Below are 13714 nucleotides of genomic sequence, written 5' to 3'. Positions count from 1 at the left end.
CTCAGGCCGGCGGCACGAACCCGGTGGCAGGCGGACGCCCCGCCCCCTCGTCGGCCGTACCGGCACGAGGGCGTACGGCATCCTCGACCGTTCGTACGCGGACTTGAGGCTCCGGTGCGATCCGCGTCGGCCCGGCATGGGCGACCTGCCACGCCCTTTGCGCGTCCCGCACCTGCCGCTCGTGCACCACGGCGGCCAAGTAGGCGGCGGCCGGGACGCCCGGCGGAGGCGGAGCCCCGGTGCGCGCGGCGACCTCCCCGCCGAGCCGTTCCGCCATGGCCCTGCCCACGGCGGCGTCGAGCTGATGCATCCGCGTCAAGTACTGCCGTACCGCGAGCCACAGCTCATCCGGAACCGCCGACAGGTCCAGCCCGGCGAACCGCCCGATCAGCCACGGCGGAGGCGGCGGAACGGCCGCGGCCCGCCCCGCCGGCACCCGCTCCCGTACGACCAGCGTCCCCGCGAAAACGTCCCCGAGCCGTCGGCCACGCGCCGAGACCAGCGACGCGACGACGGCGACGACCCCGAACGTCAGCAGGATCTCCACGACACCCATCGCCCCGCGCACGAGGGCGTGACGGAACCGGATGGGCCCTCCGTCGTCCCGCACGACCCGCAGCCCGCACGCCAGCTTCCCCAGCGAACGGCCGTGGCTCAGCGTCTCGACCGCGATCGGACCGCCCACCGGGACCAGCAGAAAGGCGGCGACGGACACCGCGGCCCAGGCGGCGTCGTCCAATGAGCCACTGGCGAAGGCGAGCCCCAGCACCACCAGACCGAAAGCCGTACCCACCACGACCAGATCGATGGCCAGCGCCAGCGCACGGCTCGGCAGCTTCGCCGGCCGGAGCCCCAGCACGACCGCGTCCCCGGTCACGAGTTCACTCATCGCCCCACCCCTCGTCCACAGGCCCCTGCCCGGCGGTCCCACAGTCTGCCAAGCTGACCCACGACGCCACAGCCGTACGACCCGGTACGCACCCATGCCTGGAGCAGCAGCCGCCCATGGACCTTGATGTCTTCGTCCACACCCACCGCGTCGAGTGGGACCGGCTGGACCACCTCCTGCGCCGAGGGCGCCGGCTGACGGGCGCGGAGGCCGACGAGCTGGTCGATCTCTACCAGCGCACGGCGACCCATCTCTCCCTCATCCAGTCCAGTTCCTTCGACCCCCTGCTCGTCGCGCGGCTCACGCAGCTGGCCGCGCGCGCCCGCTCCGTGGTGACCGGCACCCGCAGTGCGTCGTGGCGCGACGCCGCTCGGTTCCTCACGGCGGGATTTCCGGCCGCGGTCTACCGCTCACGGCACTGGTGGATACCGACCGCCGTCCTCTCGACGCTCCTGGCCGCGCTGATGGGCTGGTGGATCGGCACGCACCCGGAAGTCCAGTCGGCCATCGCGGCCCCGGAGGACCTGCGCCGCATGACGGTCCCGGGCGGCGAGTACGAGACGTACTACTCCAGCCATCCGGCGACCTCCTTCGCCGCCCAGGTCTGGACGAACAACGCGCAGGCCGCAGCCATGTGCCTGGTCCTGGGCGCGTTCCTCTGCGTGCCGGTGCTCTGGGTCCTCTTCGTGAACGTGGTCAACCTGGCGGTCGGCATCGGCCTGATGTCCTCGGCGGGCCGCCTCGACACGTTCCTGGGTCTGATCCTCCCGCACGGGCTGCTGGAGCTGACCGCCGTCTTCGTGGCCGCCGGCACCGGTCTGCGCCTCGGCTGGACCGTCATCGACCCGGGCCCGCAGACCCGACGTGCGGCCCTGGCCCAACGGGGACGCGCCGCGCTAGGAATGGCCATCGGCCTGGCGCTGGTGCTGTTCGTCTCCGGCGTGATCGAAGCCTTCGTGACCCCGTCCGGCCTGCCGACCTGGGCCCGCATCTCGCTGGGCACGGGCGCCGAGCTGCTGTTCCTTCTGTACGTCTACGTGCTCGGCGGACGTGCGGCCCGCGCCGGCGAGGCGGGTGACCTGGATGCGGTCGAACGAAGCGCCGAGGTGCCGACCGCCGCCTGATGTGCATCCGGCCTCGCTGACCTGCTAGTCTCCTCCTCGCCCCAAAAAACCGTTGACACGGTGAAGCGGGGGAGGTAGATTTAAACGGTTGCCTCGAACTAGACGGTTCGGGTTCAACCAGCTAATATCTATCTCGCTCTCACCGGAAATCGAATTTCCGCAGAGCCATTCGATTCCCACCTTCTGAAGTTGAAGCCGATTAGGTTCGGTCGAAACGCTTCTGATAAAGTCGGATCAGCCGAAAGGCAAGGCCACTTCAACGGCCGCCGGAATCAAATTCGAACCGGAAACGGAACGAAATGAGTCTGGTAAGGTTGAAACCGCCGAAAGGCAAAAAGAAAGGCCCGCTTCGACCGGGAATCGGACACGAAAGAGTCTGATAGAGTCGGAAACGCAAGACCGAAGGGAAGCGCCCGGAGGAAAGCCCGCAGGGGTGAGTACAAAGGAAGCGTCCGTTCCTTGAGAACTCAACAGCGTGCCAAAAGTCAACGCCAGATATGTTGATACCCCGGCCTGCTTCGGCAGGTTGGTGGTTCCTTTGAAAGTCCTGCCGAGTCATTGACTGGGTAGGCAAAACACAGCGAGGACGCAGTGGACGACGGGTCATATTCCGACCTTGTTCGTTCCGCTCTCGTGATGTGTCTCCCGATTACGGGAAAACATTCACGGAGAGTTTGATCCTGGCTCAGGACGAACGCTGGCGGCGTGCTTAACACATGCAAGTCGAACGATGAAGCCCTTCGGGGTGGATTAGTGGCGAACGGGTGAGTAACACGTGGGCAATCTGCCCTTCACTCTGGGACAAGCCCTGGAAACGGGGTCTAATACCGGATAATACTTTCTCCCTCCTGGGAGAAGGTTGAAAGCTCCGGCGGTGAAGGATGAGCCCGCGGCCTATCAGCTAGTTGGTGGGGTAATGGCCTACCAAGGCGACGACGGGTAGCCGGCCTGAGAGGGCGACCGGCCACACTGGGACTGAGACACGGCCCAGACTCCTACGGGAGGCAGCAGTGGGGAATATTGCACAATGGGCGAAAGCCTGATGCAGCGACGCCGCGTGAGGGATGACGGCCTTCGGGTTGTAAACCTCTTTCAGCAGGGAAGAAGCGAAAGTGACGGTACCTGCAGAAGAAGCGCCGGCTAACTACGTGCCAGCAGCCGCGGTAATACGTAGGGCGCAAGCGTTGTCCGGAATTATTGGGCGTAAAGAGCTCGTAGGCGGCTTGTCACGTCGGTTGTGAAAGCCCGGGGCTTAACCCCGGGTCTGCAGTCGATACGGGCAGGCTAGAGTGTGGTAGGGGAGATCGGAATTCCTGGTGTAGCGGTGAAATGCGCAGATATCAGGAGGAACACCGGTGGCGAAGGCGGATCTCTGGGCCATTACTGACGCTGAGGAGCGAAAGCGTGGGGAGCGAACAGGATTAGATACCCTGGTAGTCCACGCCGTAAACGTTGGGAACTAGGTGTTGGCGACATTCCACGTCGTCGGTGCCGCAGCTAACGCATTAAGTTCCCCGCCTGGGGAGTACGGCCGCAAGGCTAAAACTCAAAGGAATTGACGGGGGCCCGCACAAGCAGCGGAGCATGTGGCTTAATTCGACGCAACGCGAAGAACCTTACCAAGGCTTGACATACACCGGAAAGCATCAGAGATGGTGCCCCCCTTGTGGTCGGTGTACAGGTGGTGCATGGCTGTCGTCAGCTCGTGTCGTGAGATGTTGGGTTAAGTCCCGCAACGAGCGCAACCCTTGTTCTGTGTTGCCAGCATGCCCTTCGGGGTGATGGGGACTCACAGGAGACTGCCGGGGTCAACTCGGAGGAAGGTGGGGACGACGTCAAGTCATCATGCCCCTTATGTCTTGGGCTGCACACGTGCTACAATGGCCGGTACAATGAGCTGCGATGCCGCGAGGCGGAGCGAATCTCAAAAAGCCGGTCTCAGTTCGGATTGGGGTCTGCAACTCGACCCCATGAAGTCGGAGTTGCTAGTAATCGCAGATCAGCATTGCTGCGGTGAATACGTTCCCGGGCCTTGTACACACCGCCCGTCACGTCACGAAAGTCGGTAACACCCGAAGCCGGTGGCCCAACCCCTTGTGGGAGGGAGCTGTCGAAGGTGGGACTGGCGATTGGGACGAAGTCGTAACAAGGTAGCCGTACCGGAAGGTGCGGCTGGATCACCTCCTTTCTAAGGAGCACTTCTTACCAAGCTTTGCTTGGTCAGAGGCCAGAACACCGGCGAATGTTCGGTGCTGGTAGCTCATGGGTGGAACGTTGACTACTCGGCACGACAAGTTGTTTGTCACTAGTACTGCTTCGGCGTGGAACGTGTAGGAACAACTGGTCGGGTCGGGCACGCTGTTGGGTATCTGAAGGTACGGGCTCGTTTGAGTCTGTCCTTCGGTTGCCGGCCCCAGTGAACTCGCCCGTGAGGGTGGGGTGGTGGGTGGCTGGTCGTTGTTTGAGAACTGCACAGTGGACGCGAGCATCTGTGGCCAAGTTTTTAAGGGCGCACGGTGGATGCCTTGGCACCAGGAACCGATGAAGGACGTGGGAGGCCACGATAGGCCCCGGGGAGCTGTCAACCGAGCTTTGATCCGGGGGTGTCCGAATGGGGAAACCCGGCAGTCGTCATGGGCTGTCACCCGCTGCTGAACACATAGGCAGTGTGGAGGGAACGAGGGGAAGTGAAACATCTCAGTACCCTCAGGAAGAGAAAACAACCGTGATTCCGGGAGTAGTGGCGAGCGAAACTGGATGAGGCCAAACCGTATGCGTGTGATACCCGGCAGGGGTTGCGCATGCGGGGTTGTGGGATCTCTCTTTCATAGTCTGCCGGCTGTGAGACGAGTCAGAAACCGTTGGTGTAGGCGAAGGACATGCGAAAGGTCCGGCGTAGAGGGTAAGACCCCCGTAGCTGAAACATCAACGGCTCGTTTGAGAGACACCCAAGTAGCACGGGGCCCGAGAAATCCCGTGTGAATCTGGCGGGACCACCCGTTAAGCCTAAATATTCCCTGGTGACCGATAGCGGATAGTACCGTGAGGGAATGGTGAAAAGTACCGCGGGAGCGGAGTGAAATAGTACCTGAAACCGTGTGCCTACAAGCCGTGGGAGCGTCGCGCATCGAGCTTGCTCGGTGCGTCGTGACTGCGTGCCTTTTGAAGAATGAGCCTGCGAGTTAGCGGTGTGTAGCGAGGTTAACCCGTGTGGGGAAGCCGTAGCGAAAGCGAGTCCGAATAGGGCGTTTGAGTTGCACGCTCTAGACCCGAAGCGGAGTGATCTAGCCATGGGCAGGTTGAAGCGGAGGTAAGACTTCGTGGAGGACCGAACCCACCAGGGTTGAAAACCTGGGGGATGACCTGTGGTTAGGGGTGAAAGGCCAATCAAACTCCGTGATAGCTGGTTCTCCCCGAAATGCATTTAGGTGCAGCGTCGTGTGTTTCTTGCCGGAGGTAGAGCACTGGATAGGCGATGGGCCCTACCGGGTTACTGACCTTAGCCAAACTCCGAATGCCGGTAAGTGAGAGCGCGGCAGTGAGACTGTGGGGGATAAGCTCCATGGTCGAGAGGGAAACAGCCCAGAGCATCGACTAAGGCCCCTAAGCGTACGCTAAGTGGGAAAGGATGTGGAGTCGCAGAGACAACCAGGAGGTTGGCTTAGAAGCAGCCACCCTTGAAAGAGTGCGTAATAGCTCACTGGTCAAGTGATTCCGCGCCGACAATGTAGCGGGGCTCAAGCGTACCGCCGAAGTCGTGTCATTCCAGCATGAAGGGCTAACGCCTGTTGGGATGGGTAGGGGAGCGTCGTGTGCCGGGTGAAGCAGCCGCGGAAGCGAGTTGTGGACGGTTCACGAGTGAGAATGCAGGCATGAGTAGCGATACACACGTGAGAAACGTGTGCGCCGATTGACTAAGGGTTCCTGGGTCAAGCTGATCTGCCCAGGGTAAGTCGGGACCTAAGGCGAGGCCGACAGGCGTAGTCGATGGACAACCGGTTGATATTCCGGTACCCGCTTTGAAACGCCCAGTACTGAATCAGGCGATGCTAAGTCCGTGAAGCCGGCCCGATCTCTTCGGAGTTGAGGGTAGTGGTGGAGCCGACGAACCAGACTTGTAGTAGGTAAGCGATGGGGTGACGCAGGAAGGTAGTCCAGCCCGGGCGGTGGTTGTCCCGGGGTAAGGGTGTAGGACGCACGGTAGGCAAATCCGTCGTGCATATAAGTCTGAGACCTGATGCCGAGCCGATTGTGGTGAAGTGGATGATCCTATGCTGTCGAGAAAAGCCTCTAGCGAGTTTCATGGCGGCCCGTACCCTAAACCGACTCAGGTGGTCAGGTAGAGAATACCGAGGCGTTCGGGTGAACTATGGTTAAGGAACTCGGCAAAATGCCCCCGTAACTTCGGGAGAAGGGGGGCCATCACTGGTGATCCGATTTACTCGGTGAGCTGGGGGTGGCCGCAGAGACCAGCGAGAAGCGACTGTTTACTAAAAACACAGGTCCGTGCGAAGCCGTAAGGCGATGTATACGGACTGACGCCTGCCCGGTGCTGGAACGTTAAGGGGACCGGTTAGCTGCTCTTCGGGGTGGCGAAGCTGAGAACTTAAGCGCCAGTAAACGGCGGTGGTAACTATAACCATCCTAAGGTAGCGAAATTCCTTGTCGGGTAAGTTCCGACCTGCACGAATGGCGTAACGACTTCTCGACTGTCTCAACCATAGGCCCGGTGAAATTGCACTACGAGTAAAGATGCTCGTTTCGCGCAGCAGGACGGAAAGACCCCGGGACCTTTACTATAGTTTGATATTGGTGTTCGGTTCGGCTTGTGTAGGATAGGTGGGAGACTTTGAAGCGGCCACGCCAGTGGTTGTGGAGTCGTCGTTGAAATACCACTCTGGTCGTGCTGGATGTCTAACCTGGGTCCGTGATCCGGATCAGGGACAGTGTCTGATGGGTAGTTTAACTGGGGCGGTTGCCTCCTAAAGAGTAACGGAGGCGCCCAAAGGTTCCCTCAGCCTGGTTGGCAATCAGGTGTTGAGTGTAAGTGCACAAGGGAGCTTGACTGTGAGACCGACGGGTCGAGCAGGGACGAAAGTCGGGACTAGTGATCCGGCAGTGGCTTGTGGAAGCGCTGTCGCTCAACGGATAAAAGGTACCCCGGGGATAACAGGCTGATCTTCCCCAAGAGTCCATATCGACGGGATGGTTTGGCACCTCGATGTCGGCTCGTCGCATCCTGGGGCTGGAGTCGGTCCCAAGGGTTGGGCTGTTCGCCCATTAAAGCGGTACGCGAGCTGGGTTTAGAACGTCGTGAGACAGTTCGGTCCCTATCCGCTGTGCGCGTAGGAATATTGAGAAGGGCTGTCCCTAGTACGAGAGGACCGGGACGGACGAACCTCTGGTGTGCCAGTTGTTCTGCCAAGGGCATGGCTGGTTGGCTACGTTCGGAAAGGATAACCGCTGAAAGCATCTAAGCGGGAAGCCTGCTTCGAGATGAGTATTCCCACCCTCTTGAAGGGTTAAGGCTCCCAGTAGACGACTGGGTTGATAGGCCAGATGTGGAAGCCCGGTAACGGGTGGAGCTGACTGGTACTAATAGGCCGAGGGCTTGTCCTCAGTTGCTCGCGTCCACTGTGTTAGTTCTGAAATAACGAACAGCCGTGTTTTCATCCGGTTGGTTCAATTTCATAGTGTTTCGGTGGTCATTGCGTTAGGGAAACGCCCGGTTACATTCCGAACCCGGAAGCTAAGCCTTTCAGCGCCGATGGTACTGCAGGGGGGACCCTGTGGGAGAGTAGGACGCCGCCGAACAATCATTGTGGGAAAGCCCCGTGCCAGTTGGCACGGGGCTTTTCTGCGTTCTCGGCCAGTTCAAATCGGCCGGACCGCCCCCGCCGCCCGGACTACAGGCGCCCTGCTGCTTTGAGTGCCAGATAGGCGTCGGCGAGAGAGGGTGCGAGATCGTCCGGTGGGGCGTCGACGACCACCACACCGTGGCTACGGAGCCGGTCCGCGATGCGGCGACGTTGAGCCTGGGCCTCGACACCGGCGGCCGCCTCGTAGATCGCGTCCACTGTGCCGCGCGCACCGGCCATGTCCGCGATATGTGGGTCACTCACCGCCGCGACCAGGACGGTGTGGCGCTGGGTGAGCTGGGGCAGTACGGGCAGCAGCCCCTCCTCGACGGGACCCGCGTCAAGGCTCGTCAGGAGCACAGCGAGCGAACGCCGGGGCGCCTGCGCGAGGGCCGCAGCGACGAGCCCTCGCGCGTCGGTCTCCACGAGCTCCGGCTCCAACGGTGTCAGGGCATCGACCACGGCCGGCAGGACATCTCCGGCTGCCCGGCCCTGGACCCTTGCCCTCGTACGGCGGCTGTAGGCGAGGAGGCCGACACGGTCGCCGGCGCGAGTGGCGAGTGCGGTGAGGAGCAAGGTCGCGTCCATCGCCGCATCGAGCCGGGGCACATCGCCGACCCGGCCCGCCGAAGTGCGGCCGGTATCGAGGACGACGAGGACATGCCGGTCGCGTTCCGGGCGCCAGGTCCGCACGGCGACCGCCGACTGACGGGCGGTCGCTCGCCAGTCGATCGACCGGACGTCGTCGCCGGGCACGTAGGCGCGCAGGCTGTCGAACTCCGTGCCCTCCCCGCGAGTGAGAACGCTGGTACGACCGTCGAGTTCCCGCATTCTGGCGAGCCGCGAAGGGAGATGCTTCCGGCTGGTGAACGGCGGAAGGACGCGCAGCGTCCAGGGCACGCGGTGGCTGCCCTGGCGTGCGGCCAGTCCCAGGGGCCCGTACGAGCGGACGGTGATTTGCTCGGCCCGGCGGTCACCGCGGCGGGTGGGGCGCAGAAGCGTGCTGATGCGCCTTCGCTCGCCGGGCGGGACGGTCAGCTCGTGGCGGGATGCGGCCGGCTCCGTTCCGGGCAGCCAGCTGCTGGGTGGCCATGCATCGCGGAGGTGTGCCCGCAGCGGGCGTCGGGAGGGGTTGACTACGGTGAGTTGCACTTCTGCCCGGTCGCCAAGTCGAACGGATGTATCACCGGATCGGGTGAACTGAAGCGTTCGCACTGGCGCGGCCAGGGCATAGTCGCACAGAATTGCCAATGAGAGCGGGGCATTGACCGCGAGCATTCCCGTCCAGCTCGGGGCCGCGATGCCTACAGGGAGTGATCCCAGAGCCGCCAGCAGGGCGGCGCGTCCGGTGAGGGCCACGGTTCATCGCCTCACCGGGGTACGGGGACTTGGGCGAGCACAGCGGTGATGACGGAGTCGGGGGTGACCGCTTCCATCTGGGCTTCGGGGCGCAGTTGGATGCGGTGCCGGAGCGTCGGGAGGGCCAGGGCCTTCACATCGTCCGGGGTCACATAGTCGCGGCCGGTGAGCCAGGCCCAGGCTCGGGCGGTGGACAGCAGGGCAGTGGCTCCACGGGGGGAGACACCGAGAGAGACCGAGGGGGAATCACGCGTGGCACGACAGATATCGACTACGTAGCCGGCGATTTCGGGGGAGACGGCCGTCCCGGCGACCGCGGCGCGGGCGGCTTCGAGGTCTGCGGGTCCGGCGACCGGGCGTATGCCTGCGGCCTTCAGATCACGGGGATCGAATCCGTCGGCATGGCGGGTCAGGACAGCGACCTCGTCCTCACGCGTGGGCAGCGGGACGGTCAGTTTCAGCAGGAACCGGTCCAGTTGGGCTTCCGGGAGGGGGTACGTGCCCTCGTACTCGACCGGGTTCTGCGTCGCGGCGACGAGGAAGGGGTCGGGCAGCGGGCGGGGCATGCCGTCGACCGTGACCTGACGCTCTTCCATCGCCTCCAGGAGGGACGACTGCGTCTTGGGCGGGGTCCGGTTGATCTCGTCCGCGAGAAGGAGGTTGGTGAAGACGGGGCCGGGCTGGAAGGAGAACTCGGTCGTGCGCGCGTCATAGACGAGGGAGCCGGTGACATCGCTCGGCATCAGGTCGGGTGTGAACTGCACCCGCTTGGTGTCCAGTTCGAGCGACGCGGCGAGGGCTCGGACCAGCAGGGTCTTTGCCACGCCGGGGACTCCCTCCAGGAGGACGTGCCCTCGGCAGAGCAGGGCGACGACGAGCCCGGTGACGGCGGGGTCCTGGCCGACCACGGCCTTGGTGATCTCGGAGCGCAGCGCTTCCAGGGCGGCGCGGGCTGCGTTGTGGGTGTCGACGCCGGCGGGCCCGGCGGTTCCAGTTGTCCCGGTGGGCGCGGGCGGCGGGGCGCTCATGAGGTGCGGACCTCTCTTTCGAGGGAGTCGAGTTGGTCGGCCAGAAGTACGAGGGCTCTGTCCTCGGAGGGCGCGGGGCCGAAGAGGAGATCGCTGAGGTTTCCGTGTGCCGGGCCGAGGCGTGCGGACAGAGCGGGGAGGAGCACTGCGGGGGAGTGAGCGTCCCCGGGGGAGACGCCGGCGAGTGGTGCCAGCTTGGTGCGGGTGGCGTGGCGGAGTGACGCGGCGGCGCGATCGCGGGCGTTGGCCCTGCGGCTGAGCCGGGCTCGGCCTTCGGTGGACTCGGAGGCCCGGATGGCAACGGGCAGGCGCTCGTTGACAAGGGGGCCCAGGCGGCGGGCGCGCCAGACCGCTGCGAGCACGGCGGCGACGGCGAGTTGCAGTGTGCCCCACAGCCAGCCGGACGGGATCAGCTCGATGAAGCTGCTCCGGCCGTCTGCGGTGCCGGTGTTGGTGGTGTCGTCGGCCGTGCTGCCGGTGGCGGAGGGATCGGTGAGCGAGGGGAGGTACCAGACCAGATGAGGGCGAGAACCGAGGAGTTGCAGGGCCAAGGACGCGTCGCCCTGGTGGTCGAGGCGCTCGTTGTACAAGAAGTCGGGGGAGCCGAGCAGGACGGTGTCGCCGGCTGCGGGCTCGCGTACGAGGAGCATGGAGGGCAGGCTCCCCGCGGGGTAGCAGCCATCGGTATCAAGGCCCTCGGCGTCGTAGCGGATGCCGCCCGTTTCGACGGCTCCGGCTCTCCGGGCCGCGGGCAGGGAGCAGTGCGGGGGCCGTGCGACCACGGGGGCGGCGGACTGTGCCCGCACACCGGGGGCCAGGGTGTCGAGGGAGGGGGAATCGGCGCCCAGGAGCACGGTGCGGCCGGTCGTGCCGGTGGTCGCTGTGCGCAGAGCCCTCTGCTGGTGGGGCGTCAGCAGGTTGGGGGCGGTGACCAGGAGGGTTGTGTCGGGGCCGGTCGCGGACGTGGCGTCGTGGAGGGTGGTGGCGACGCGGACGGATACGCCGTGCTCCTTGAGGAGTTCGGCGATGGCCCTGCTGCCGTAGCGATCCGCCGAGCGGGGGTCGAGGCGGCCGTGCTGGTCCCCGGAGCGGGCGGCCGCCAGGGCTGTCGCGGTGACGACGAGCAGGAGGACGGCGAGCAGCACTCCGCGGGAGCGGCGCCATATCTCGTGAGGCGTGACGGATATGGAGGTGGACGAGGCGGGCGGGGCGGTGGCCGGTGTCATTCGACGGCCTCCTCGCGGGCACCGGTCAGTCGCGGGGTGGCGGTTTCGACGGCGCGGTCGAGGTCGACCAGAGTCAGGTGCGCCGTCCGGTCGGCGGAGCGGCCTCCGTATGTGACGTCATCGAAGACCCGGGCCGCCGCCCGTAGCCGTGTGTCGTACGTGGGGAGGGCGCGGCCCGCCTCTGCGGCCGCTTCGTCGGCGGTGCGTCCGGGGCGGGGTTCCAGCAGGGCCCGTTCTTCGAGCGAGCGGACGAGGGCCCGCATCCGTTCCTGGACGGCCTGGTTCCAGCGGCCGGCGGCCGCGTGGGCCTCGGCGGCGGCACGGTGCTCCGCGGCGCTGCGGGGACCGTGTGCGAAGAGTGCTTCGGCGGACCTCCGGCCGGGCTGTCGGGCGCCCAGCCGCCACCGGAGCGCGAGGGCCAGGGCGAGGACGATCAGGACGAGAACGATCAGGCCGGCGGGCCCGCCCGGTGCGGCGACGGAGGCTGCGGAGACGACGTCGGCGAACCAGGTCCACAGGTGGTCCAGGCCGGGCTGGAGGGGGTTCGGGTCGTTCTCGTGGTACGCGCCCTTGGACAGTTCGCGGCGGGCCGCCTCACGGGCGGGGAGGCGGCCGGTGTCCACGGGGGCGCCGCCGCTCGCTCGTACCAGTAGCCGTGCTGCCGCGTCGCCCGCCCCCGGCACGGTGTCAGTTCCTGTTGTCGAAGCCGGGCAGGCCCGCTGCCTTGGCCAGGTCGAGGTCGAGCGCTTCGCGGCGGATGCGCTGGTCCACGTAGAGAAGGGCCATGACGCCGGCGGAGAGGGGATACGTGATGGTGGCGGCGACCACGTCACCGATGGCGGAGATGATCAGGAACGGCCAGCCGAAGTCGGCGCCTTCCCCGGAGACGAAGGAGCTCAGCGAGCCGTCGTCCATGCCCACCGCGAGGAGACCGAAGGGGATGCCGACCACCAGCCCCACGATGAGCGTCAGCAGCCCGGTCAGGGCGAGAACGCCGAACGTCCGCCACCAGGCGCCACGGACCAGCTTCGCGGAGCGTCGCATGGAGGTGGCGATCGGCTGCCGCTCCAGCATCAGCGCGGGCGCGGCCAGGCTGAACCGGACCGACAGCCAGAGGAAGAGGGCCGTCGCGGCGAGCAGCCCGAGGAAGGTGAGACCGGCTCCCGCCGTGTCGCCGATCAGGAACCCGGGGAGGATGCCGGCGGTCATGATCGCTCCGCCCATGACGGCGAGCAGGAGGGTCAGTCCCAGCAGGGAGAGCAGCCGGGGGCGGGCTTCGGCCCAGGCCTCGGACAGGGTGACCGGGCGGCCCAGCACCGAGCGGCTGATCACCACGGTCAGCACCGACGTGGTGAAGATCGTCGCCAGCATCGAGACCATCAGGGGCGGGGCGAGATCGAGGAGGCTGTAGCGGAGCGACTCGGTGGCCTGGCGCAGCGCCTCGGAGCCGGTGGCGTTCTTGTCGACCGAGGGAGGGTCGGGCACCAGGAAGCGCTGGATGAGGAGGATGGCGGCCTGGGCGATCACCGAGACCGCGAGCGTGATGCCGAGGACCGTGCGCCAGTGGGCGCGCATGGTGGAGACGGCGCCGTCGAGGATCTCGCCGATGCCGAGCGGCCGGAGCGGGATGACGCCGGGCTTCGCCGCCGGCGGCGGACTGCCCCAGCCGGATCCTTGCGGCGGTGTGCCCCAGCCGGATCGCTGCGGCGCGTTCCAGCCGGGGCCCGTGCCGGAACCGGGGCTCTGTGCCCGGGTGCCCCAGCCCGAGTGGGGCTGCGGGGCGGTGCGGCCGGTTCCGGTGGGGCTCGGAGGGGACCACTGACCGGCGGGCGGCTGCTGGGCGGCCCAGGTTCCCGAGGGGGCGGTGTCGTCGGCCGGTTCGGAGGGGCGGGGGATGCCCGTTTCGGGGCGGTCCGTGTCCCGGTCCGCCTTCTCCTGGCCGTCGGCCTCCTGACGGCCAGCTTCCTGACCTGCGACTTGTCGGCCTGCCGCTTCCCGGCCCGCCGTTTCTCGGTCGGCCGCTTCTCGAACCGGTGCTTCTCGGTCGGCCGGTACCTGGTGGTCCGAGGTGCCGTTCGACTGCTGGTCGTCGGAGGGGGCGGATCCGGGCGAGGCCCAGCCCGGAGTGTCGTTCATTGTCGCTCCTTCGCGGTCCTGTCCGCGCGTCGCGGCGTCAGGCTGGCAGCCATCGTGCCACGCGTCGATGCCGTCCGGGCCTGGCCCTGTGACC

Annotated in this window: 7 protein-coding genes and 3 rRNA genes; 4 read left to right on the top strand and 6 right to left on the bottom strand. The window is 65.7% G+C overall.

Annotated features, from left to right (window positions below):
* Position 1: 1 nt before the first annotated feature.
* Positions 2-889: an RDD family protein gene (locus OHS17_RS12650; RefSeq protein WP_330312240.1), complete on the bottom strand. Its 888-nt coding sequence runs from the start codon at positions 887-889 to the stop codon at positions 2-4.
* A gap of 116 nt (positions 890-1005) precedes the next feature.
* Here OHS17_RS12650 and OHS17_RS12645 point away from each other — a divergent pair, with 116 nt between their 5' ends.
* The 4 genes from OHS17_RS12645 to rrf all read left to right on the top strand — a co-directional run bounded on the left by OHS17_RS12645 (position 1006) and on the right by rrf (position 7827).
* Positions 1006-2013: a stage II sporulation protein M gene (locus tag OHS17_RS12645; RefSeq protein WP_330312239.1), complete on the top strand. Its 1008-nt coding sequence runs from the start codon at positions 1006-1008 to the stop codon at positions 2011-2013.
* Positions 2014-2675: 662 nt separating this feature from the next.
* Positions 2676-4201, top strand: a 16S ribosomal RNA gene (locus tag OHS17_RS12640).
* A gap of 305 nt (positions 4202-4506) precedes the next feature.
* Positions 4507-7632: ribosomal RNA gene (locus tag OHS17_RS12635) — 23S ribosomal RNA — on the top strand.
* A gap of 78 nt (positions 7633-7710) precedes the next feature.
* Positions 7711-7827 (top strand): 5S ribosomal RNA (gene rrf / locus OHS17_RS12630).
* The 16S, 23S and 5S rRNA genes sit together here, the layout of an rRNA operon.
* Positions 7828-7919: 92 nt before the next feature.
* On the opposite strand, the gene OHS17_RS12625 is transcribed toward rrf, so the two are convergent.
* From OHS17_RS12625 to OHS17_RS12605, 5 genes are all read right to left on the bottom strand, one after another.
* Positions 7920-9230, bottom strand: coding sequence for a DUF58 domain-containing protein (locus OHS17_RS12625; protein ID WP_330312238.1), 1311 nt, complete (start codon positions 9228-9230; stop codon positions 7920-7922).
* Positions 9231-9241: 11 nt separating this feature from the next.
* Positions 9242-10258, bottom strand: a complete 1017-nt coding sequence (locus tag OHS17_RS12620) for an AAA family ATPase (protein ID WP_330312237.1) — start codon at positions 10256-10258, stop codon at positions 9242-9244.
* Positions 10255-11484 carry a DUF4350 domain-containing protein gene (locus OHS17_RS12615; RefSeq protein WP_330312236.1) on the bottom strand — a complete coding sequence of 410 codons (1230 nt, stop codon included), beginning with the start codon at positions 11482-11484 and terminating at the stop codon, positions 10255-10257. The genes OHS17_RS12620 and OHS17_RS12615 overlap by 4 nt, the downstream gene beginning before the upstream one ends.
* Positions 11481-12107, bottom strand: coding sequence for a DUF4129 domain-containing protein (locus OHS17_RS12610; RefSeq protein ID WP_330312235.1), 627 nt, complete (start codon positions 12105-12107; stop codon positions 11481-11483). Before OHS17_RS12610 ends, OHS17_RS12615 begins: the two co-directional genes overlap by 4 nt.
* A gap of 64 nt (positions 12108-12171) precedes the next feature.
* Complete coding sequence (locus OHS17_RS12605; protein ID WP_330312234.1) at positions 12172-13620, bottom strand: glycerophosphoryl diester phosphodiesterase membrane domain-containing protein; 1449 nt, start codon at positions 13618-13620, stop codon at positions 12172-12174.
* Positions 13621-13714: the final 94 nt, after the last annotated feature.

Origin of the sequence: Streptomyces sp. NBC_00523, from assembly GCF_036346615.1 — a bacterium.
Lineage (GTDB): Bacteria > Actinomycetota > Actinomycetes > Streptomycetales > Streptomycetaceae > Streptomyces.
This window is presented reverse-complemented; position numbering and strand designations above follow the sequence as displayed.

Coding starts and splice junctions, on each gene's coding strand:
- OHS17_RS12605 (WP_330312234.1), bottom strand. CDS start 13,620: ATGAACGACACTCCGGGCTGGGCCTCGCCCGGATCCGCCCCCTCCGAC.
- OHS17_RS12645 (WP_330312239.1), top strand. CDS start 1,006: ATGGACCTTGATGTCTTCGTCCACACCCACCGCGTCGAGTGGGACCGG.
- OHS17_RS12650 (WP_330312240.1), bottom strand. CDS start 889: ATGAGTGAACTCGTGACCGGGGACGCGGTCGTGCTGGGGCTCCGGCCG.
- OHS17_RS12620 (WP_330312237.1), bottom strand. CDS start 10,258: ATGAGCGCCCCGCCGCCCGCGCCCACCGGGACAACTGGAACCGCCGGG.
- OHS17_RS12615 (WP_330312236.1), bottom strand. CDS start 11,484: ATGACACCGGCCACCGCCCCGCCCGCCTCGTCCACCTCCATATCCGTC.